The organism is Pseudomonas sp. A014, from assembly GCF_052378495.1.
Taxonomy (GTDB): Bacteria; Pseudomonadota; Gammaproteobacteria; order Pseudomonadales; family Pseudomonadaceae; genus Aquipseudomonas; species Aquipseudomonas machongensis.
Genome location: NZ_CP199001.1, coordinates 329672 through 351687, shown reverse-complemented (window position 1 = coordinate 351687; position 22016 = coordinate 329672). Strand labels below are relative to the sequence as shown.

Here is a 22016-nt window from a genome sequence, read left to right as displayed (position 1 = left end):
ATGCCTGTGCGATCAGAAATCCTTGCACAGCCGCAAGGCGTCATAGATCGCCGCATGCACGTTGCGCTGGGCCACGCAGTCACCGATGCGGTACAGCAGGTAGCCCTCGCCAGGCTGGCTGAGGATCGGCTGCGGCTGGATCGCGAACAGGGCATCGATGTCGATCTGGCCCTTGTTGCGCGAACCCTCCTTGAGCCCGTAATACAGCTCCTCGTCCGGACGCACGCCGTTCTCGATCACCACCTGGTCGACCACACGCTCTTCCTTGGCCCCGGTGTATTCGTTCTCCAGCACCGCCACCAGCTTGTCGCCCTCGCGGTAGACCTTCTCCAGCATCATGTCCCCGGTCATGATCACTTCCTTGGGGTAGATGCTGCGGTAGTAGGTCGGGAAGGTCGTGCCGCCCATGGCTACGCCCGGCTTGATGTCGTCGGTGACGATCTCGACCTGGCTGCCCTTGTCGGCGATGAAGTCGGCGGTGGACATGCCGGTGAATTCGCAGATGGTGTCGTACACCAGCACGTTCTTGCCCGGCGCAACCTTGCCGTCGAGCACGTCCCAGCTACTGACCACCAGCCCTTCGGCGGCACCCCAGTGCTCGTTCTGCTCGATGAACGGATGACCGCCCACTGCCAGCACGATGATGTCCGGGCGCAGGTCCTGGATGGTCGCGATGTCTGCCGCCGTGCCCAGGCGCAGGTCGACCTTCAGGCGCGCGAACTCCAGCTGGTACCAGCGGGTGATGCCGGCGATCTGGTCGCGCTGCGGTGCCTTGGCGGCGATGGTGATCTGCCCGCCGATCTGCTCCTTCTTCTCGAACACGGTGACGTCATGGCCACGCTCGGCGGCCACCCGTGCGGCCTCCATGCCGGCAGGGCCGGCGCCGACCACCACCACCTTGCGTTTCGGCCCGGTGGACTTCTCGATGATGTGCGGCACGCCCATGTATTCACGGGACGTCGCGGCGTTCTGGATGCACAGCACGTCCAGGCCCTGGTACTGACGGTCGATGCAGTAGTTGGCACCGACGCACTGCTTGATCTGGTCGATCTGGCCCATCTTGATCTTGGCGATCAGGTGCGGGTCGGCCATGTGCGCACGGGTCATGCCGACCATGTCGACGTAGCCGCCTTCGAGAATACGCGTGGCCTGGTTCGGGTCCTTGATGTTCTGCGCGTGCAGCACCGGGACCTTGACCACTTCCTTGATGCCGGCCGCCAGGTGCAGGAATGGCTCCGGCGGGTAGCTCATGTTGGGGATGACGTTGGCCAGGGTGTTGTGGGTGTCGCAACCCGAACCGACCACGCCGATGAAGTCGATCATGCCGGTGGCGTCGTAGTACGCGGCGATCTGCTTCATGTCCTCGTGGCTCAGGCCATCGGGGTGGAACTCGTCACCGCAGATACGCATACCCACGCAGAAATCGTCACCGACCTCGGCGCGTACCGCCTTGAGCACTTCCAGGCCGAACTTCATGCGGCCTTCGAAGCTGCCGCCCCACTCGTCGGTACGCTTGTTGACCCGCGGGCTCCAGAACTGGTCGATCATGTGCTGGTGCACCGCCGACAGCTCCACGCCGTCCAGTCCGCCTTCCTTCGCCCGGCGCGCGGCCTGGGCGTAGTTGCCAATCACCCGCCAGATCTCTTCCACCTCGATGGTCTTGCAGGTGGCGCGGTGCACCGGCTCGCGGATGCCGGACGGCGACATCAGCGTGGGCCAGTGGAAACCGTCCCAGCGTGAGCGACGGCCCATGTGGGTAATCTGGATCATGATCTTGGCGCCATGCTTGTGCATGGCGTCGGCGAGGTTCTGGAAGTGCGGAATGATGCGGTCGGTGGAAAGGTTCACCGAGGCCCACCATTGCTGCGGACTGTCGATGGCCACCACCGACGAGCCGCCACAGATGGCCAGGCCGATGCCGCCCTTGGCCTTCTCTTCGTAGTACTTCACGTAGCGCTCGGTGGTCATGCCGCCGTCGGTGGCGTAGACCTCGGCGTGCGCGGTGCTGAGCACCCGGTTGCGGATGGTCAGCTTGCCGATCTGGATCGGCTGGAACATTGCTTCGAATGCCATGACGCTCTCTCCGGCTTACAACGGCTTTGTAACGAACAGGCCATCTTCGTGACCTTCTTCAGAACCGCCATAGACCTGCTCCGCCACAGTGCGGATCGAGCTGCCACGGGCAGCGAGGATCTGGTCCATGGCACCGGCGAACCAGCCGGTGAACATGTAGTCGACCTTGCGGCCGCATTTGCCATACACGTAGACGAACGCCGAGTGCTTGAGCTTGACGCTGCATGTGCCTTTGTCGAGGTCGATGTCCTGGATCTCGAACAGGCCCCAGCCACGCTGGCTCAGGCGCTTCATGTAGTGCTCGAACACCGCCACGCCTTCCAGGCCATGGCACTCGGCCTCTTTTTCGCACCAGTGCCAGGCGGATTTGTAGCCGGCCTTGTAGAGAATCTCGGCATAGGCGTCGGCGCCCAGCACCTCCTCGATACCGATGTGGTTGTTGACGAAGAAATGCCGCGGTACGTACAGCATCGGCAGGGCATCGGACGTCCAGACACCGGTCTCGCTGTCGACTTCGATTGGCAATTGCGGGGCGATCTTGGCCATGGAAACTCAACTCCATAAAATTTTTGGATTCGGTCAAAAGCCGCTTTGGCTTTTGCTTTTATAAACAGCCGCAGTGAGTGCTGTTGGGGCCGTAGCGAGCGCGCCGAGCGCAAGGAAGGGCCGAAGCGAAAAGCGAGACAGTGCCGAGGCACGGCGAGCTTTTCGTGAGGGCCTGACGCAGCGATCGGTGCGCGCAGTAGGCCCCAGCAGTACTCACTCGCCCCAGACGTCTTTTAGTACGTTCACCCAGTTCTCGCCCATGATCTTGCGTACCACGCGCTCGGAATGGCCGCGCTTGAGCAGGGTTTCGGTGAGGTTGGGGAATTCGCCCACAGTGCGGATGCCCAGCGGGTTGATGATCTTGCCGAAGTTGGTCAGGCGACGGGCGTAGCCCTTGTCGTGGGTCAGGTACTCGAAGAAGTCCTGGCCATGGCCCTGGGTGAAGTCGGTGCCGATACCGATGGCGTCTTCACCGACAATGTTCATGGTGTACTCGATGGCCTCGGCGTAGTCGTCGATGGTCGAGTCGATGCCCTTGGCCAGGAACGGCGCAAACATGGTCACGCCGACGAAGCCGCCATGGTCGGCGATGAACTTCAGCTCTTCATCGGACTTGTTGCGCGGGTGCTCTTTAAGGCCCGACGGCAGGCAGTGGGAGTAGCAGACCGGCTTTTTCGATTCGAGGATGACTTCCTCGGAAGTCTTGGAGCCCACATGCGAGAGGTCGCACATGATGCCGACACGGTTCATCTCGGCGACGATCTCGCGGCCGAAGCCCGACAGACCGCCATCACGCTCGTAGCAACCGGTGCCGACCAGGTTCTGGGTGTTGTAGCACATCTGCACGATGCCCACGCCCAGCTGCTTGAACACGTCGACGTAGGCAATCTGGTCTTCGAACGCATGGGCGTTCTGGAAGCCGAAGAGGATGCCGGTCTTGCCCAGCTCCTTGGCCTTGCGGATGTCGGCAGTGGTGCGCACCGGCATCACCAGGTCGCTGTTTTCGCGGATCAGCTTCTGGCTGGCGGCGATCTGGTCGACCGTGGCCTTGAAACCTTCCCAGACCGACACGGTGCAGTTGGCTGCGGTCAGCCCGCCTTTACGCATGTCTTCGAACAGCTCGCGGTTCCACTTGGCGATGATCAGGCCATCGATGACGATGCTGTCGGCGTGTAATTCGGCTGGGCTCATCAGGCTGTCCCCTTTTGTCGAGTTGGGCGACGCCGAATCGTGTGCCGGCGCTTTGGGGCCAGCATATGCCTGCGGCCCTTGTCGCCCCGATGCAAAAACGACAGGGGGTTTGCCGAAAGCGTCAATGAGCGACATGGCATGCTCTGGCACGCCGCTTGGCAATGAGAGCAAGTCTCGACAAGAACCGTTCATGAACATTTTCCTTGCCCTCTACCACCCGGCTCTAGGCTGAGCGAGAATCTCGACGATTCGTCAGCCTGTTCAGGAGAAAACGGATGAAATCAAAGGCATGGCTGGTACTGCTGTTCGTGGCGCTGGGCGCCCAGGCCGCCGAAGAAGAAAGCACGCCCTGCGACAATGTCGAGACCGACCAGCAGACCTATGCGTGCGCGGCGTACAACAAGCAGACCGCCGAACGCGAACTGAAGGCCGCCTACGACGACCTGATCCAGCGCATCCGTGACCAGTATGCGGATGAAAACGACAAGGCCGTTGCGCTCAGCGGACGCATGGAGGCGGCCGAGAAGCTCTGGACCCAGTTGCGCGATGCCGACTGCAAGGTCGAGACCTATGCCGAGAAACCTGGCAGCAAGGCCTTTGAAGCGGCGTGGAATACCTGCGTGGCGCAGCGTAGCGACGAGCGCTCGGAGTATCTGCAGTCGGTGGGGCAACAGTGATTCTCTAATGGCCCTTTCGCGGGCAAACCCGCGAAAGAGCCAGCACTGACCCCATCAAACCGCCCTGGCCAACCTGTCCTCCCGCGGGCAGCGCTCGAACCGCGCCCGATAACAGCGGGTGAAATACGACGCCGACTCGAACCCGCACGCTACCCCCACTTCAAGCACGCTCATATCGGTCTGGCGCAGCAGTTGCCGAGCCTTGTCCAGCCTCAGTCGCAGGTAGAAACCACTGGGCGTGTCGTCCAGGTGCAGGCGAAACAGGCGCTCCAACTGGCGACGGGTCACCTGCACGGCATCGGCCAGTATCTGGGTGTTGAGCGGCTGCTCGGTGTTGCGCTCCATTTCGCCGATCACCTTCACCAGCTTCTTGTTGCGAATGCCGTAGCGGGTGGCGATCTCCATGCGCTGGTGATCCTGGCGCGGCCGGATGCGGCTGACCACGAACTGCTCCGACACCTGGATCGCCAGTTCGCTGCCGTGGGCCTGGGCGATCAGGTCGAGCATCAGGTCGATGGAGGCGGTCCCCCCGGCGCAGGTGATCCGTCGACGGTCGATCTCGAACAGCTCCTGGGTCGCCTGCAGGCGCGGATAACGCTCCTTGAACGCCTCCAACGCCTCCCAGTGCAAGGTTGCGCGATAGCCGTCGAGCAGGCCCGCCTCGGCCAGCACCAGCGCACCGGTATCGATACCGCCGAGCGTGCCGCCATCATGCTCTACCCGCCGCAGCGCCTGTTGCAGCACCGGGCCGTAGCAGGCCAGCGGCTCGAAGCCGGCGACAACCAGCAGCATCCCTCCCCGCTCTCTGTCAGACAGCGCCTGGTCGGCATTGACCGACATGCCGTTGCTGGCCTGCACCGGGCCGCCGTCCAGGCTCAGCACCTGCCAGCGATACAGCGCTCCCCGAAAGCGATTGGCCACCCGCAAGGGCTCCACCGCACTGATGAAGCCCAACGCAGAAAACCCCGGCAAGAGAAGAAACTGGATCGTTTCCGGCATCGCTTACTCCTGGGAAGTGGGTGGTCGCTGCAGTGCAACTCTTGGTCGCCAGCGTGCGATTGCCCACTGTGCCATGGGCGTAACTTTTTTCCCACGGCCCGCAGAGGCCGGATCCCATAACAATACGCACTGCCGATGGAGAGCCACCATGCATCGCTTTATCCGCCGCAGCCTGTTGTCCCTCGCTCTCAGCACCACCGTGGTCACCCCGCTGTTCGCCGCCGAGCCCGCCGCCTGCAAGAACGTGCGCCTCGGTGTGGTCAACTGGACCGACGTCATCGCCACCAGCGCCATGGCCCAGGTCCTGCTCGACGGCCTGGGCTACCAGACCAAACAGACCAGCGCCTCGCAACAGATCATCTTCGCGGGCATCCGCGACAAGCGCCTGGACATGTTCCTCGGGTACTGGAACCCGATCATGACCCAGACCATCACCCCGTTCATCGATGCCAAGCAGGTCAAGGTCCTCGACCAGCCCAGCCTGGAAGACGCCCGCGCCACGCTCGCAGTACCCAAGTACCTGGCCGACAAGGGCCTGAAGAGCTTTGCCGACATCCACAAGTTCGAGAAGGAACTGGGCGGCAAGATCTACGGCATCGAGCCAGGCTCGGGCGCCAACACCCAGATCAAGGCGATGATCGCCAGCAACAAGTTCGACCTGGGCAAGTTCCAGCTGGTCGAGTCGAGCGAAGCCGGCATGCTTGCCGCCGTCGATCGTGCCGTGCGCCGCAATGAAGCCGTGGTGTTCTTTGGCTGGGCGCCGCACCCGATGAACGTGAACATCGACATGGTCTACCTGGGCGACAGCCAGGACGCCCTGGGGCCGGACGAAGGCCGTGCCACGGTGTGGACCGTCACCGCGCCCGACTACGCCGAACGCTGCCCCAACGCCAACCGCCTGCTGGCCAACCTGAAATTCAGCGCCGAGGACGAGAGCCGCATGATGCAGCCGCTGCTCGATCACAAGGACCCGCTGGAGTCGGCACGCCAGTGGCTCAAGGACCACCCGCAAGACAAGGCCCGCTGGCTTGAAGGCGTGACCACCTTCGACGGCAAGCCGGCGGCTGACAACCTCAAGCTCACCGCCAACTGACCCGGCCTCTTCGCGGGCAATCCCGCTCCTGCAGGTTATGCGCATGCCATGAGCATGTAGGAGCGGGCTGCCCGCGAAAAGCCCAACACCGAACTCACAGAACAGACAAGCCTGAAGGATTTACCCCATGAACCACGACGTCATCATCACCTGTGCCCTGACCGGAGCCGGCGACACCGTTGCCAAGAGCCACCTGGTCCCGGTCACCCCCAAGCAGATCGCCGAAGCCGCCGTCGAGGCCGCCAAGGCCGGCGCTACCGTGGTCCACTGCCACGTCCGTGACCCACAGACTGGTCGCTTCAGCCGCGACGTCGCGCTGTACCGCGAAGTGATGGAGCGTATCCGCGAGTCTGACGTGGACGTGATCGTCAACCTGACTGCCGGCATGGGCGGCGACCTGGAGATCGGCCCGGGCGAAGCACCGATGGACTTCGGCGCCGGCACCGACCTGATCGGCCCGCTGGAGCGCCTGGCCCACGTCGAGGCGCTGCTGCCGGAAATCTGCACCCTGGACTGCGGCACGCTCAACTTTGGCGACGGCAACTCGATCTATGTTTCCACCCCGGCGCAACTGCGCGCGGGTGCCAAGCGCATCACCGAGCTTGGCGTGAAGGCGGAGCTGGAAATCTTCGATACCGGCCACCTGTGGTTCGCCAAGCAGATGATCAAGGAAGGCCTGCTCGAAGATCCGCTGTTCCAGCTGTGCCTGGGCATCCCATGGGGTGCGCCTGCCGATACCACCACCATGAAGGCCATGGTCGACAACCTGCCGGCCAACGTCACCTGGGCAGGCTTCGGCATCGGCCGCATGCAGATGCCGATGGCCGCACAGGCGGTGTTGCTGGGCGGCAACGTGCGCGTGGGCCTGGAAGACAACCTCTACCTCGACCGTGGCGTGCTGGCCAGCAACGGTCAACTGGTCGAACGCGCGGTGGAGATCATCTCGCGCCTCGGTGGCCGCGTGCTGACCCCGGCCGAAGGGCGCGAAAAAATGAATCTCAAGCGTCGCGGATAAAACAGCCCCGCCGCAATCCCTGTGGGAGCGGGCTTGCCCGCGAAGCAGGCGACGCGGTGGATGGCACCGGCTGCGCCGGTGTTCGCGGGTGAACCCGCTCCTACAGGGCCCGCGCCAACCTCAAGCACATAGAGAGACCAACATGTCCTTCATCACCGACATCAAAACCTTCGCCGCCCTCGGTAGCGGCGTCATCGGCAGCGGCTGGGTCGCCCGCGCCCTGGCCCATGGCCTGGACGTGATCGCCTGGGACCCTGCACCCGGCGCCGAGCAGGCCCTGCGCAAACGTATCGCCAACGCCTGGCCGGCCCTGGAAAAACAAGGTCTGGCACCGGGCGCCGCACAAGAGCGGCTGAAGTTCGTCGCCACCATCGAGGAATGCGTACGCGACGCCGATTTCATCCAGGAAAGCGCCCCCGAGCGCCTGGATCTCAAGCTCGACCTGCATGCCAAGATCAGCGCCGCGGCCAAGCCCGATGCGATCATCGGCTCCAGCACCTCGGGCCTGTTGCCCAGCGAGTTCTATGAGTCGGCCACCCACCCCGAGCGCTGCGTGGTCGGCCACCCGTTCAACCCGGTGTACCTGTTGCCGCTGGTGGAGATCGTCGGCGGCAAGCACACCGCGCCTGAAGCCATCGAGGCTGCGAAGAGCATCTACACCGCGCTGGGCATGCGCCCGCTGCATGTGCGCAAGGAGGTCCCGGGCTTCATCGCCGACCGTCTGCTCGAAGCGCTGTGGCGCGAGGCTCTGCACCTGGTCAACGACGGGGTGGCCAGCACTGGCGAGATCGACGATGCGATTCGCTTTGGTGCGGGTCTGCGCTGGTCGTTCATGGGCACCTTCCTCACCTACACGCTGGCCGGTGGCGATGCGGGCATGCGCCACTTCATGTCGCAGTTCGGCCCGGCGCTGAAGCTGCCCTGGACCTACCTGCCAGCGCCAGAGCTGACCGACAAGCTGATCGACGACGTGGTCGACGGCACCTCCGAACAACTGGGCGAACGCAGCATCGCGGCGCTGGAGCGCTATCGTGACGATACCCTGCTGGCGGTGCTGGACGCGGTGAAGAACAGCAAGGCCAAGCACGGCATGGCCTTTGGCGACTGAGGAGACTGCGATGCCCGCACTGATCACCTACCGCACCCCGGTTCAGCAAGACTGGGTCGATTACAACGGGCACCTGCGCGATGCCTTCTACCTGCTGATCTTCAGCTACGCCACCGATGCGCTGATGGAGCGCATCGGTCTGGACGCCGACAGCCGCGGTCAGAGCGGCAACTCGCTGTTCACCCTGGAGGCGCACATCAACTATCTGCACGAGGTGAAGCTCGGCACCGAGGTCTGGGTGCAGACGCAGATCATCGGCTTCGACAAGAAGCGCTTGCACCTGTACCACACGCTGCACCGCGCAGGCTTCGACGAAGCCCTGTCGGCCAGCGAGCAGATGCTGCTGCACGTGGACCTGGCGGGGCCGAAGTCGGCGCCGTTCAGCGAGCGTAGTGCCGCGTTGCTGCAAGGGCTGGTGGATGAGCAGCGTGACCAGGCACCTGCCGAGTTCGTGGGCCGGGTGATCGGTTTGCCTGCACGAACCTGAAGCCTCTCCCGAGGCCGCCCGCGCCCCCCGGCCCGGCCGGGGCAAGACAGCGCGCTGTCTTCTTCGCGGGCGAGCCCGCTCCCACAGACAGCCAAAAAAAAGCCCCGGAAGCCGTGAGCGTCCGGGGTCGAGAGCGAGCAACATCCACTGTGCGTGAAGTGAGGGTGACCAAACCCTCGGTGCCGTGAATGACTCCAGTGTGCTCACTTCCCTTCTGCCTGATTTAGCCGGGAACGACCTGTTCTTAGCCAAAGCGGCCATCGCGACGTTATGCCCTTGCGAGGTTGTCGTACTGGTCACAGAATCAGTCGTAAATCACGGCACCAGACAAGGACTACAACCATGATGCATGCGGATTTGATCGACCAGGACGACCTGCTGGGCCACCTGCGCGCACGCGGGTTCGACATTCCGGCCGGTGCCAGCGCCGAGCAGGCGTGCGAAGTGGTGGTGCGCGGGCTGACCGAGCCCAATGCCCGGGCGTTGAAGGGAATGGTGGAGCAGATGTACACCGGCAGCGCGACCATCCTGCCGGCGGTACGTCAGGCGATCGACAAGCAGCTGCTGCCGGCGTTGGCGCAGTTCAACAAGCGGGGCTGAACCTTTAGACCGAGTCGCCTGCTTCGCGGGTAAACCCGCTCCCACAGGGATTGGTCTGGCCTTCAGATTTTGAGCAAGACAGTTGCTACCACAGGGGTCACGCGCTCCCTGTGGGAGCGGGTTTACCCGCGAAGAAAGCGCCGCCGTCTCCCACAGGGATTGGGCTGGCCTTCAGATTTTGAGCAAGACAGTTGCTCGCACAGGGTCACGCAATCCCTGTGGGAGCGGGTTTACCCGCGAAGAAAGCGCCGCCGTCTCCCACAGGGATTGGGCTGGCCTTCAGATTTTGAGCAAGACAGTTGCTACACAGGGTCACGCGCCCCCTGTGGGAGCGGGTTCACCCGCGAAGAAGGCGCCGCCGTCTCCCACAAGGATTGGGCTGGCCTTCAGATTTTGAGCAAGACAGTTGCTACACAGGGTCACGCGCCCCCTGTGGGAGCGGGTTCACCCGCGAAGAAGGCGCCGCCGTCTCCCACAAGGATTGGGCTGGCCTTCAGATTTTGAGCAAGACAGTTGCTACACAGGGTCACGCGCCCCCTGTGGGAGCGGGTTCACCCGCGAAGAAGGCGCCGCCGTCTCCCACAAGGATTGGGCTGGCCTTCAGATTTTGAGCAAGACAGTTGCTCGCACAGGGTCACGCGATCCCTGTGGGAGCGGCGGTTCGGCGCTCCGATTTACCCGCGAAGAAGGCGACCCCGTCTCAGAGCCTCACACTGGCAAAGGTCGACTCGTTACGCGCCTGGCTCAGGGCCGCCATCGGCCCGCTGTGCGGCGACAGCGCCATGGCCTGCGGAATCGGCATCATCGCCACCTGCTGCGCGGTATTGGAACCTACACGCTCGTCACGCGGCGGAATGCCGAAGTATTCGCGGTAGCACTTGGAGAAGTGCGGCGTGGAGACGAACCCGCACACCGACGCCACCTCGATGATCGACATCGGCGTCTGCTTGAGCAACTGCCGTGCACGGATCAGCCGCAGCTTGAGGTAGTAACGCGACGGCGAGCAGTGCAGGTACTTCTGGAACAGGCGCTCGAGCTGACGCCGCGACACGTTGACGTACACCGCCAGCTCGTCCAGGTCGATGGGCTCTTCGAGGTTGGCCTCCATCAGCGCGACGATTTCCTGAAGCTTCGGCTGGTTGGTGCCGAGCATGTGCTTGAGCGGTACGCGCTGGTGGTCCTGCTCGTTGCGGATGCGCTCGTAGACGAACATCTCGGAGATGGCCGCCGACAGCTCACGGCCATGATCACGGCTGATCAGGTGCAGCATCATGTCCAGCGGCGCAGTGCCGCCGGAGCTGGTGAAGCGGTTGCGGTCGAGGGTGAACAGGCGCGTGCTCATGTTGACCCGTGGGAAGGCCTCCTGCATCGCCGCCAGACACTCCCAGTGCACGCTGCAGTCGAAGCCGTCGAGCAGGCCGGCACAAGCCAATGCCCAGCTGCCAGTGCACACCGCGCCAAGCCTGCGCGACTGGCGCGCCTGGGCCTGCAGCCAGGTGACGTGTTCGCGGGTCACGGTGCGCTGGATACCGACGCCACCGCAGACGATCACGGTGTCCACCGGCGGTGCGCTGTGCATCGCGGCGTCCGGAGTGATCTGCAAGCCATCACTGGCCCAGACCTGGCCGCCATCGACGGTCAGCGTATGCCAGCGGTACAGCTCGCGCCCCGACAGCTGGTTGGCCATGCGCAGCGGCTCTACGGCCGAGGCGAGCGAGATCAGGGTGAAGTTGTCCAGCAGGAGAAAGCCGATGGACTGGGGGGCTGTGCGGTTCTGGGTTGGGTTCCCGGAGGTGTACGACGTCATCGCGGTTTCTCCTCACACAATGCAGGGTGTGCCTCAGGCGGGCACCGTTTCTTGTCATGGCCCCGATTCGTATGCAGGGGCTTTGCCAATCTCAACGCAATCGCCGTGCCTGAAATTGAACGGCTATCCAAAAAAACCCAAAAACGACGTTGCCGTGCGAGTTGTAGGGCCTTTCAAGGGGCGTTGGGTGAACACCGCAAACAGGCGTGCCAGCGCCTCTGCGTGTAACGACTGAGCAGTTCGGTAGCACTTGTGGGAAGGCTGCCCAGAAGCGACATTCATAAGTGTCACCGACAATGACACCACTGGTCGCGACAGCCGACAGCCGGTCGGCACCGGCTGTTGCACAATAAAGCAGCACAACCGCCGCAAGAGGGCCAGATCAGCGCATCAGCATTCGATGACGCTGACTGCCAACCCGCCGCGGGAGGTCTCCTTGTACTTGTCGTGCATATCGGCACCGGTGTCGCGCATGGTGCGGATCACCTGGTCGAGGGAGATGAAGTGTTCGCCGTCGCCACGCAGGGCCATCTGCACGGCGTTGATCGCCTTTACGGCAGCGATGGCGTTACGTTCGATGCAAGGCACCTGGACCAGCCCACCGACCGGGTCGCAGGTCAGCCCGAGGTTGTGCTCCAGGGCGATTTCAGCAGCGTTCTCCAGTTGTGCCGGGGTAGCCCCCAGCACTTCGGCCAGACCCGCTGCAGCCATGGCGCAGGCCGAACCGACCTCGCCCTGGCAGCCCACTTCGGCCCCGGAGATCGAAGCGTTCTTCTTGCACAGGATGCCTACCGCCGCTGCACCCAGGAAGAACTCCACCACGTTGGACTCATCCACCGCGTCGGAGAAGCGCATGTAGTAGTGCAACACCGCCGGGATGATGCCGGCCGCGCCGTTGGTAGGCGCAGTGACCATGCGCCCACCCGCGGCGTTTTCTTCGTTGACGGCCAGGGCGAAAAGGTTCACCCACTCCATGGCACTCATGGTCGAGCCGATCACGTTGGGCTTGCCGATCTCCTGCAGGCTGCGGTGCAGCTTGGCTGCGCGGCGCCGCACATTGAGCCCGCCGGGCAAGATGCCTTCGTGCTTGAGACCGTTGTTCACGCATTCCTGCATGGCGCCCCAGAGCTTGAGCAGACCGGCGCGAATCTCGGCTTCGCTGCGCCAGACCTTCTCGTTCTCCATCATCAATTGCGACACGCGCATGTCGTTTTGCTTGCACAGGCGCAGCAGTTCGGCGGCGCTGTTGAAATCGTAGGGCAACACCGTCTGGTCGGCGTCCAGTACTCCGCTCGCGGCCTGCGCCGCATCGACCACGAAGCCGCCACCCACCGAGTAGTAAGTGTCGCGATGCAGCTCGCCCTCGGCACCTTCGGCCACCAGGGTCATGGCATTGGGGTGGTAGGGCAGGTTCTCGTCGAGCAGCAGCATGTCGCGGGCCCAGATGAATTCGATGGGCAGGCGGCTGTCGAGCTGCAAGGTGTTGGTTTCACGCAAGTCGGCGATACGCGGGGTGATCTGCGTGGGGTCGATTGCGTCGGGCCACTCGCCCATCAGCCCCATGATCGTGGCGTTGTCAGTGCCGTGACCGATGCCGGTGGCCGACAACGAGCCGTACAACCGTACCTCGATGCGCCGAACCCGCTCCAGATCGCCGCGTTCGCGCAGGCCCTGGACGAACAGCGCTGCGGCGCGCATGGGGCCGACGGTATGCGAGCTGGAAGGCCCGACGCCGATCTTGAACAGGTCGAACACGCTGATGGCCATTGTCGAATCACCTCTTGATGGGCTTGTCTCTGCGCGCCATGTGGCGGCGCAGCCAGCTGCTAGGCTGATAGCGGCGAGTTGCCGCGAATGCACGCATCATCGGGCTTTTACCCCTCCCCTCGCCGTCTGCAACCGACGTACTTTTGTCCGGCAGCGCCCTGTTGCGAAAGCCATCATTGCGCCGCTTTCAGGCGAACGGGTGACGCAAAGACACGGGCCGGGGCGGGGAAAAATCCGTAAGCGACATTGCCCGTACTGGATGCGACCTGTCCTGCACTGGTTACGACTCCACCAGTAGGCGATTGCCGAACGCTGGGGGATTATCGAAAGCGACTCGTATTGCACGGCCACGCAACCTGCCCTCTGCAGGCCAGATCGATCGACGCCCCAGAAAGCGACGACGATTACGCGAACCCGAAGAAAAAATCACAGGAGTCCACCCATGAAAGGTTCACCCTCGCTGTTGTTGGTTGCGTTGCTCGCAGCACCCGTGTTCGCCCAAGCCGCCGAACCGGAACAGTGTCAGACGGTCCGCTTCTCCGATGTCGGCTGGACCGACATCACCGTGACCACGGCAACCACCAGCGTTGTCCTCGAAGCGCTGGGCTACAAGACCCACACCACCATGATCTCGGTGCCGGTGACCTACAAGTCGCTGGCCACCGGCAAGGACCTCGACGTGTTTCTCGGCAACTGGATGCCGACCATGGAAAACGACATCAAGCAGTACCGCGACGCCGGCACTGTCGAGACGGTCCGCGCCAACCTGGAAAACGCCAAGTACACCCTGGCAGTGCCCCAGGCTCTGTATGACAAGGGTCTGAAGGATTTCAGCGACATTCCCAAGTTCAAGAAGGAACTTGACGGCAAGATCTATGGCATCGAACCGGGCAACGATGGCAACCGCACCATCCAGAGCATGATCGACAAGAACGCCTTCGGCCTGAAGGACGCCGGCTTCAAGATCGTGCAGTCGAGCGAGGCCGGCATGCTGTCGCAGGTCGATCGGGCCCAGAAGCGCGGCGAGGCCGTGGTGTTCCTGGGCTGGGAGCCTCACCCGATGAATACCCGCTTCAAGATGCAGTACCTGACCGGGGGTGATGAGTTCTTCGGTCCCGAATTCGGCAAGGCCACTGTACTGACCAACACCCGCAAGGGTTATGCGCAGGAATGCAGCAACGTCGGCCAGCTGCTGAAGAACCTGGTGTTCGAGCTCAAGGATGAAAGCACCATGATGGGCTATGTCCTGGACGACAAGATGAAGCCCGAGGCGGCCGCCAAGAAGTGGCTCAAGGACAACCCTGGCAAGCTGGATACCTGGCTGGCCGGCGTCACCACCGTGGATGGCAAACCCGGCCTGGAGGCAGCCAAGGCCAAGCTGACGCAGTAGCTGTCGGCTCTGTATGAAAAGTCTTGAGACGAAGGTCAGGCAAGGCGAAAACAGCCGAGGAAGCGGAGTTTACAAGTTGTAAATGAGCATTCCGAGGCTGTTTTCAACGCAGCATCACCGAGTATCAAGGCTTTTCGTACAGAGCCCAGGCACTACCTCGGGGTGGGACCGTGCTCACCCCGGACTGATTCCAATCATTGCAGGTGGAAGCTCGCTATCATGCTTATCGATCAGAAAATACCTCTGGGGCAGTACATCGCCTCATTTGTCGAATGGTTGACCCAGAACGGCGCCAACTACTTCGACGCTATCGCCCAAGGCCTGGAGTTCATGATCCATGGCGTCACCAGCGCCCTGACCTGGTTCAACCCCTTCGTCCTCATCGCCCTGTTCGCCGCCCTCGCGCACCTGATCCAGCGCAAGTGGGCGCTGACCGTCTTCGTCGCCCTGTCGTTCCTGTTGATCCTCAACCTCGGTTACTGGCAGGAAACCATGGAAACCCTGGCGCAAGTGAGCTTCGCCACAGTGGTCTGCGTAGCCATCGGCGTGCCGCTGGGCATCATTGCCGCGCACAAGCCGATGTTCTATACCGCCATGCGTCCGGTACTCGACCTGATGCAGACCGTACCCACCTTCGTCTACCTGATCCCGACCCTCACGCTGTTCGGCCTGGGAGTGGTACCTGGGCTGATTTCCACCGTGGTGTTCGCCATCGCGGCACCTATCCGCCTCACCTACCTGGGCATCTGCGATGTGCCCCAGGAGCTGATGGACGCCGGCAAGGCCTTCGGCTGCTCGCGTCGCCAACTGCTGACCCGTATCGAACTGCCGCACGCCATGCCGAGCATCGCTGCCGGCGTGACCCAGTGCATCATGCTGTCGCTGTCGATGGTGGTGATCGCCGCCCTGGTCGGCGCCGATGGCCTGGGCAAGCCGGTGGTCAACGCTCTCAACACCGCCGACATCTCGCTCGGCTTCGAAGCGGGCCTTGCGATCGTGCTGCTGGCGATCATGCTCGACCGTATCTGCAAGCAACCGGAACTGCCGGCAAGGAGTGAAGCATGAGCATCATTCGCTTCGAAGATGTCGATGTCATCTTCTCCAGCAAGCCGCGCGAAGCGCTGTCGCTGCTCGACGAGGGCAAGACCCGCGAGCAGATCCTCAAGCAGACCGGGCTGGTGGTCGGCGTCGAAAAGGCCAACCTGGATATCGAGAAAGGCGAAATCTGCGTGCTGATGGGCCTCTCGGGCTCGGGCAAATCGAGCCTGCTGCGCTGCATCAACGGCCTGAACACCGTCAGCCGCGGCAAGCTGTTCGTCGAGCACGAAGGCAAGCACATCGACATCGCCCACTGCACCCCGGCGGAGCTGAAGATGATGCGCACCAAGCGCATTGCCATGGTGTTCCAGAAATTCGCCCTGATGCCCTGGCTGACCGTACGCGAGAACATCAGCTTCGGCCTGGAAATGCAGGGTCGCCCCGAGAAAGAGCGGCGCAAGCTGGTCGATGAAAAACTCGAGCTGGTGGGCCTGACCCAGTGGCGCAACAAGAAACCGGACGAACTGTCCGGGGGCATGCAGCAGCGAGTGGGCCTGGCCCGTGCGCTGGCGATGGACGCCGACATCCTGCTGATGGACGAGCCCTTCTCTGCACTCGACCCGCTGATCCGCCAGGGCCTGCAGGACGAGCTGCTGGAACTGCAGCGCAAGCTGAGCAAGACCATCGTCTTCGTCAGCCACGACCTGGACGAGGCGCTGAAGCTGGGTAGCCGCATCGCGATCATGAAGGACGGCCGGATCATCCAGTACAGCAAGCCGGAAGAAATCGTGCTGAATCCGGCCGATGAATACGTGCGTACCTTCGTCGCACACACCAACCCGCTCAATGTCCTGTGCGGGCGCAGCCTGATGCGCAGCCTGGACAACTGCAAGCGGATCAACGGTTCGGTGTGCCTGGACCCGGGTGGTGATTCATGGCTGGACCTGGGCGAGGGCGGCTCGATCAAGCGCGCGCGCCAGGGGCAGAACGGATTGGACCTGCAGAATTGGGTGCCGGGGCAGGATGTGGAAAGCCTGGGTCGCCTGCCAACGCTGGTGCACGCCGACATCGGCATGCGCGAGGCACTGCAGATTCGTTATCAGACGGGCAACAAGCTGGTGCTGCAGGAGAACGACAAGGTGGTCGGGATTCTGGGCGACAGCGAGCTGTATCACGCATTGCTCGGCAAGAATCACGGTTGAAGCAATTGGGGCCGCGTCGCGGCCCTTCGCGGGCAAGCCCGCGAAGGCTGCAAAGCAGCCCCAATCACTGATTCAGCGTACGACGATCCCGCGCGAAGCCATGTAGGCCTTGGCCTCGGGCACCGTGTACTCCCCGAAGTGGAAGATGCTCGCCGCCAGCACCGCGCTGGCATGCCCTTCCAGAATCCCATCGGCCAGATGCTGCAGGTTGCCCACACCACCGGAGGCGATCACCGGAATCCCCAGCGCATCGCTGATGGCACGGGTCACGCCAAGGTCGAAGCCGTTCTTCATGCCGTCCTGGTCCATGCTGGTCAGCAGGATCTCACCGGCGCCCAGCCCTTCCATCTTCTTCGCCCACTCCACCGCATCCAGACCGGTGGGCTTGCGCCCGCCATGGGTGAAGATCTCCCAGCGCGGCGTTTCGCCTGGGCCAGAAACCTTCTTGGCATCGATGGCCACGACAATGCACTGCGAACCGAAACGGTCGGCAGCTTCGCCAACGAACTCAGGGTTGAACACTGCGGCGGTGTTGATCGAAACCTTGTCGGCACCAGCGTTGAGCAGGTTGCGGATGTCCTGCACGGTACGCACGCCACCCCCGACGGTCAGCGGGATGAACACCTGGCTGGCCATGCGCTCGACGGTATGCAAGGTGGTATCACGGCCATCGACACTGGCGGTGATGTCCAGGAAGGTGATCTCGTCGGCGCCCTGCTCGTTGTAGCGACGGGCGATTTCCACCGGATCACCCGCATCACGGATGTTCTCGAACTTGACGCCCTTGACCACCCGGCCGTTGTCCACGTCCAGGCAAGGGATGATGCGCTTGGCCAGTGCCATGGTTCAGTCCTCAGCCTTGGTAGTTGTCGCAGAAGGCCTGGGCCTCGGCGACATCGAGGGTGCCTTCGTAGATGGCACGCCCGGTAATGGCGCCGATGATGCCTGGGGCCTTGGCGTCCAGCAGGGCCTTGATGTCACCCAGGTTGTGAATGCCGCCCGAGGCGATCACCGGGATCGAGGTCGCTTCGGCCAGGGCCTTGGTGAAGGGCACGTTGCAGCCCTGCATCATGCCGTCCTTGGCGATGTCGGTGTAGACGATCGCCGACACGCCATCGGCCTCGAATCGCTTGGCCAGGTCGATGACCTGCACCGAGCTCACTTCCGCCCAGCCGTCGGTGGCGACGAAACCGTCCTTCGCGTCCAGGCCGACGATGACCTTGCCCGGGAACGCCTTGCACGCCTCGGCGACGAACTCAGGCTGCTTGACCGCCTTGGTGCCGATGATCACGTAGCTGACGCCAGCCTTGACGTAGTGCTCGATGGTTTCCAGCGAACGGATGCCGCCGCCGATCTGGATCGGCAGTGTCGGGTAGCGCTTGGCGATGGCAGTGACCACTTCGCCGTTGACCGGCTGGCCCTCGAAGGCGCCGTTGAGGTCGACCAGGTGCAGGCGGCGGCAGCCACCCTCGACCCACTTGGCGGCCATGCTCACCGGGTCGTCGGAGAATACCGTCGAGTCTTCCATGCGGCCCTGGCGCAGGCGCACGCAGGCACCGTCCTTCAGATCGATAGCGGGGATAATCAGCATCTTGGAAACCTGTTCTAATCGGTGGAGTTCAGGGCTTCTCGAGCGCCCACAAGTCGCTTTCGATGCTCTCGAACCGCTCCTTGAGGTGCAGTTGAACATCGGCAATCGCCCTGTTGTAGTAATGGGGTGCAATTTCCTTGCTGAACAATTCGAGGACCTCGGCCACCTCGAACGAGCCGAGGGTCAGCTCGAAGCGGTCTTCAAGGAAGCGCTTGAGCACATCGAGTGCCTCGCGCTCCTGCTCGGGGGCCAGAGTGATGACCGGGGCCTTGGTCTTCGACCTGCTCATTTACCAGCGCCCGTCCCAGGCGACGAAGTTCTGCAGCAGCTGCAGACCGTGCGTGTGGCTCTTTTCCGGGTGGAACTGCACGGCAAAGCGCGAGCCGTCGGCCAGCGCAGCGGCGAAGTCGACGCCATAGTGGCCGCGACCGACCACCTGGCCCGGCTTGCCGGCATTGATGTAGTAGCTGTGCACGAAATAGAAACGCGCGCGGTCCGGGATGTCGTGCCACAGCGGGTGGTCGATGCACTGGCTGACTTCGTTCCAGCCCATGTGCGGCACCTTCAGGTGCTCGCCGTCTTCCTCCAGGCCCTTGCCGAAGAAGCGCACCTGGCCGGGGAACAGGCCGATGCAGTCGACGCCTTCGTTTTCCTCGCTGTGCTCGAGCAGCGCCTGCATGCCGACGCAGATGCCGAGGAAGGGGCGGTCCTGGCTGACTTCACGCACCAGGCTGTCGAAGCCCAGGCGACGGATTTCAGCCATGCAGTCGCGGATCGCGCCGACGCCTGGGAACACCACGCGATCGGCCTCGCGGATCACCGCCGCGTCGCTGGTGACCAGCACCTTGCCGGCGCCCACGTGCTCGAGAGCCTTGGCCACCGAGTGCAGGTTGCCCATGCCATAGTCGATGACGGCGACAGTCTGCATTACAGGCATCCCTTGGTCGACGGCATCTGGCCAGCCATGCGCTCATCGAGCGTCACGGCCATGCGCAGGGCGCGGCCGAAGGCCTTGAACACGGTTTCGATCTGGTGGTGGGTGTTGTGGCCACGAATCGTGTCGATGTGCAGGGTCACCAGGGCGTGGTTGACGAAGCCCTGGAAGAACTCCTGGAACAGGTCGACGTCGAAGCCGCCGACCGAGGCGCGGGTGAACGGCACATGCATCTGCAGGCCGGGACGGCCGGAGAAGTCGATGACCACGCGCGACAGCGCTTCGTCCAACGGCACGTAGGCGTGGCCGTAGCGGAAGATGCCCTTCTTGTCGCCAATGGCCTTGGCGAAAGCCTGGCCGAGGGTGATACCGACGTCTTCGACGGTATGGTGATCGTCGATATGCAGGTCGCCCTTGCATTCGATGTCCAGATCGATCAGCCCGTGCCGGGCGATCTGGTCGAGCATGTGTTCAAGGAAAGGCACACCGATATCGAATCGGGCCTTGCCGGTGCCATCCAGGTTGATCGAGGCCTTGACCTGGGTTTCCAGGGTATTGCGCTCGACGGAAGCCTTACGTTCGACCATCACCAGCTCCGCAAAATCATTGGGCGAAAAGGGCTCCATTATAGGCCCAGAATGCGACGGCTTGAAACGCGGATGACGTGTGGCAGCACAAAGCATTCGCGGGCGAGCCCACTCCCACAAGGGCAACATCGCCTTGCAGGAGCGGGCTCGCCCGCGAAAGGGCCCTTTCAGGCCCGGCAAATCAGTGCATCAGTGGAACAGCACCGCCGTCTTCTGCAGGGTGATCCACACGCCCCAGGCCAGCGGAATCACCACCACGGCCCAGGCCAGCAGCACCAGCGGCAGGCTGCCAGGCGCTGCATGCCACTCCAGCGACTGCGCGCCATCGGCGCCCTTGTCGTGGCTCAGCGCGCGCTCGGCAGCGAGCTCGGCGTCGGTCATGAAGTACTTGTCGGCTACCGGACGCACCAGCAGGTTGCAGATGAAGCCCAGTACCAGCAGGCCGGCGAGGATGTACAGGGTCATGTCGTAGGCTGCCGCGCGCGGTACACCGGCCGCCAGCTGCGACTCGCGCAGGTAGGTGATCAACACCGGCCCCAACACGCCGGCCGCAGCCCAGGCGGTCAGCAGGCGACCATGGATGGCGCCGACCATCTGCGTGCCGAACAGGTCGGCCAGGTAGGCCGGAACGGTGGCGAAACCACCACCGTACATCGACAGGATGATGCAGAACGCCGCCACGAACAGCGCGACGTTGCCGATGTGGCCCATGTTCGGCACCAGGGTGTACAGGCCCACGCCGATGGCGAAGAAGGCGAAGTAGGTGTTCTTGCGCCCGATGTAGTCGGAGAACGACGCCCAGAAGAAGCGCCCGCCGATGTTGAACAGGCTCAGCAGGCCGGTGAAGCCGGCAGCGATGGCAGCGATCTGCGCCAGCTGCGCGGCATTCAGCTCGCTGAAGCTCAGGTCGTTGCCCAGCAGCTTGCCGCCGAACACTTCCTGCAGCAGTGGCGAGGCCATGCCCAGGATGCCGATACCGGCCGAGACGTTCAGGCACAGCACCAGCCACACCAGCGCGAACTGTGGGGTCTTCCAGGCCACGCTGACGTGCACGTGACGGTCGGTGACCATGGCGTTGGCCTTCTTCACCGGCGGCGTCCAGCCTTCAGGCTTCCAGCCGGTCGGCGGCACGCGGTACGCCAGGGCGCCAGCAGTCATGAACACGAAGTAGATCGCCGCCATGGCGATGAAGCTCTGCCATACGCCGACTTCCTGGCCGTTGGCGAAATGCCCCATCAGTGCAGTGGCCAGTGGCGCCCCCACCATCGCGCCGCCGCCAAAGCCCATGATCGCCATGCCGGTCGCCATGCCGCGCTTGTCCGGGAACCACTTGATCAGCGTCGAAACCGGCGAGATATAGCCCAACCCCAGGCCGATACCGCCGATGACGCCCGAGCCCAGCCACATCAGCCAGAGCTGATGGGTCTTGATGCCGATTGCCGAGATGACCAGGCCGCCGCACCAGCACAGCGCCGATACCAGGCCAGCCTTGCGCGGGCCGGCGTGTTCCAGCCAACCGCCCAGCACGGCGGCCGAGCAGCCGAGGAAGACGAAGAACAGGGTGTAGATCCAGCTGAGCATCGAGATCTGCCAGTCGCAGTCGGCGCTGAACAGACGGGCGATGAAGCCCATGTCAGGCGAGCAGGCGACCGGTGCGGTGATGCCGATAGCCTGGGACAGGGGCAGCCAGAACACCGAGAAGCCATAGGCCATGCCGATGCACAGGTGGATGGCCAGGGCGGCTGGTGGAACCAGCCAACGGTTGAACCCTGGCCGGGCGATGATGCGCTCCTTCGACAGGAAGCCCGGCGCGCTCGTCGCCGCTCCTGCCGTAATACTGCTATTCATGGATTCGATCCTTTTATGTATGGTTGCGCTTTCGGATCGTTTCCCTGGCTGTTTCGCGGCACA

General features: G+C 63.3%; 21 protein-coding genes. 9 read left to right on the top strand and 12 right to left on the bottom strand.

All coding sequences use genetic code 11. From position 1 onward, the window contains the following. Positions 1 to 12: 12 nt before the first annotated feature. The 3 genes from dgcA to ACTYOL_RS01685 form a co-directional block, all read right to left on the bottom strand. Positions 13 to 2073: a dimethylglycine demethylation protein DgcA gene (gene dgcA, locus ACTYOL_RS01695; protein ID WP_054891725.1), complete on the bottom strand. Its 2061-nt coding sequence runs from the start codon at positions 2071 to 2073 to the stop codon at positions 13 to 15. A gap of 15 nt (positions 2074 to 2088) precedes the next feature. Then, positions 2089 to 2619 (bottom strand): DUF5943 domain-containing protein, encoded by a 531-nt coding sequence (locus tag ACTYOL_RS01690; protein ID WP_054891724.1) that lies wholly within the window; start codon positions 2617 to 2619, stop codon positions 2089 to 2091. A 213-nt stretch (positions 2620 to 2832) separates the two neighbouring features. Further along, positions 2833 to 3810, bottom strand: coding sequence for a dipeptidase (locus ACTYOL_RS01685; protein ID WP_009404077.1), 978 nt, complete (start codon positions 3808 to 3810; stop codon positions 2833 to 2835). Between the two features lie 275 nt (positions 3811 to 4085). On the opposite strand from ACTYOL_RS01685, the gene ACTYOL_RS01680 reads away from it, so the two are divergent. After that, complete coding sequence (locus tag ACTYOL_RS01680; RefSeq protein ID WP_054891723.1) at positions 4086 to 4487, top strand: lysozyme inhibitor LprI family protein; 402 nt, start codon at positions 4086 to 4088, stop codon at positions 4485 to 4487. A gap of 54 nt (positions 4488 to 4541) precedes the next feature. On the opposite strand, the gene ACTYOL_RS01675 is transcribed toward ACTYOL_RS01680, so the two are convergent. After that, complete coding sequence (locus ACTYOL_RS01675; protein WP_153772442.1) at positions 4542 to 5486, bottom strand: GlxA family transcriptional regulator; 945 nt, start codon at positions 5484 to 5486, stop codon at positions 4542 to 4544. A gap of 148 nt (positions 5487 to 5634) precedes the next feature. On the opposite strand from ACTYOL_RS01675, the gene choX reads away from it, so the two are divergent. From choX to ACTYOL_RS01650, 5 genes are all read left to right on the top strand, one after another. Further along, positions 5635 to 6579: a choline ABC transporter substrate-binding protein gene (choX, locus tag ACTYOL_RS01670; protein WP_444757452.1), complete on the top strand. Its 945-nt coding sequence runs from the start codon at positions 5635 to 5637 to the stop codon at positions 6577 to 6579. 127 nt (positions 6580 to 6706) lie between these two features. Next, positions 6707 to 7594 (top strand): 3-keto-5-aminohexanoate cleavage protein, encoded by an 888-nt coding sequence (locus ACTYOL_RS01665; protein ID WP_054891720.1) that lies wholly within the window; start codon positions 6707 to 6709, stop codon positions 7592 to 7594. Between the two features lie 142 nt (positions 7595 to 7736). Continuing rightward, positions 7737 to 8702 (top strand): L-carnitine dehydrogenase, encoded by a 966-nt coding sequence (locus tag ACTYOL_RS01660; RefSeq protein WP_112897137.1) that lies wholly within the window; start codon positions 7737 to 7739, stop codon positions 8700 to 8702. A 10-nt stretch (positions 8703 to 8712) separates the two neighbouring features. Next, positions 8713 to 9189: a thioesterase family protein gene (locus ACTYOL_RS01655; RefSeq protein ID WP_125930970.1), complete on the top strand. Its 477-nt coding sequence runs from the start codon at positions 8713 to 8715 to the stop codon at positions 9187 to 9189. Between the two features lie 342 nt (positions 9190 to 9531). Then, positions 9532 to 9789 carry a hypothetical protein gene (locus ACTYOL_RS01650; RefSeq protein ID WP_153772445.1) on the top strand — a complete coding sequence of 86 codons (258 nt, stop codon included), beginning with the start codon at positions 9532 to 9534 and terminating at the stop codon, positions 9787 to 9789. Positions 9790 to 10489: 700 nt separating this feature from the next. Here the strand turns inward: ACTYOL_RS01650 and ACTYOL_RS01645 are convergent. Then, the gene (locus ACTYOL_RS01645) at positions 10490 to 11596 is read right to left on the bottom strand and encodes a GlxA family transcriptional regulator (protein ID WP_054891716.1); all 1107 of its coding nucleotides are present in this window, start codon (positions 11594 to 11596) and stop codon (positions 10490 to 10492) included. A gap of 390 nt (positions 11597 to 11986) precedes the next feature. After that, positions 11987 to 13363, bottom strand: coding sequence for an L-serine ammonia-lyase (locus ACTYOL_RS01640; protein WP_063542272.1), 1377 nt, complete (start codon positions 13361 to 13363; stop codon positions 11987 to 11989). Between the two features lie 442 nt (positions 13364 to 13805). Between ACTYOL_RS01640 and ACTYOL_RS01635 the strand changes: the two genes are divergently transcribed. The 3 genes from ACTYOL_RS01635 (at position 13806) to choV (ending at position 16993) form a co-directional block, all read left to right on the top strand. Beyond that, on the top strand, positions 13806 to 14753 hold the full coding sequence (locus tag ACTYOL_RS01635; protein WP_153772446.1) for a choline ABC transporter substrate-binding protein: 948 nt from the start codon (positions 13806 to 13808) through the stop codon (positions 14751 to 14753). 216 nt (positions 14754 to 14969) lie between these two features. Continuing rightward, complete coding sequence (choW, locus tag ACTYOL_RS01630; RefSeq protein ID WP_172964837.1) at positions 14970 to 15818, top strand: choline ABC transporter permease subunit; 849 nt, start codon at positions 14970 to 14972, stop codon at positions 15816 to 15818. Next, positions 15815 to 16993 carry a choline ABC transporter ATP-binding protein gene (gene choV, locus ACTYOL_RS01625; RefSeq protein WP_054891712.1) on the top strand — a complete coding sequence of 393 codons (1179 nt, stop codon included), beginning with the start codon at positions 15815 to 15817 and terminating at the stop codon, positions 16991 to 16993. Before choW ends, choV begins: the two co-directional genes overlap by 4 nt. 72 nt (positions 16994 to 17065) lie before the next feature. Here choV and hisF read toward each other — a convergent pair whose 3' ends face one another. From hisF to ACTYOL_RS01595, 6 genes are all read right to left on the bottom strand, one after another. Then, positions 17066 to 17836 carry an imidazole glycerol phosphate synthase subunit HisF gene (gene hisF / locus ACTYOL_RS01620; RefSeq protein ID WP_008091498.1) on the bottom strand — a complete coding sequence of 257 codons (771 nt, stop codon included), beginning with the start codon at positions 17834 to 17836 and terminating at the stop codon, positions 17066 to 17068. A 10-nt stretch (positions 17837 to 17846) separates the two neighbouring features. Then, a complete protein-coding gene (gene hisA, locus ACTYOL_RS01615; RefSeq protein ID WP_003257484.1) occupies positions 17847 to 18584 on the bottom strand; it encodes a 1-(5-phosphoribosyl)-5-[(5-phosphoribosylamino)methylideneamino]imidazole-4-carboxamide isomerase in 738 nt (245 codons plus the stop codon). A gap of 28 nt (positions 18585 to 18612) precedes the next feature. Next, complete coding sequence (locus tag ACTYOL_RS01610; protein ID WP_054891710.1) at positions 18613 to 18873, bottom strand: DUF2164 domain-containing protein; 261 nt, start codon at positions 18871 to 18873, stop codon at positions 18613 to 18615. Further along, on the bottom strand, positions 18874 to 19512 hold the full coding sequence (gene hisH, locus ACTYOL_RS01605; RefSeq protein WP_054891709.1) for an imidazole glycerol phosphate synthase subunit HisH: 639 nt from the start codon (positions 19510 to 19512) through the stop codon (positions 18874 to 18876). It lies immediately after the preceding gene. Continuing rightward, positions 19512 to 20105 carry an imidazoleglycerol-phosphate dehydratase HisB gene (gene hisB, locus ACTYOL_RS01600; RefSeq protein WP_054891708.1) on the bottom strand — a complete coding sequence of 198 codons (594 nt, stop codon included), beginning with the start codon at positions 20103 to 20105 and terminating at the stop codon, positions 19512 to 19514. The genes hisH and hisB overlap by 1 nt, the downstream gene beginning before the upstream one ends. Positions 20106 to 20294: 189 nt before the next feature. Then, entirely contained in the window at positions 20295 to 21953 is a 1659-nt protein-coding gene (locus ACTYOL_RS01595; RefSeq protein WP_197889769.1) for an OFA family MFS transporter, read from the bottom strand. Between the last annotated feature and the right edge of the window lie 63 nt (positions 21954 to 22016).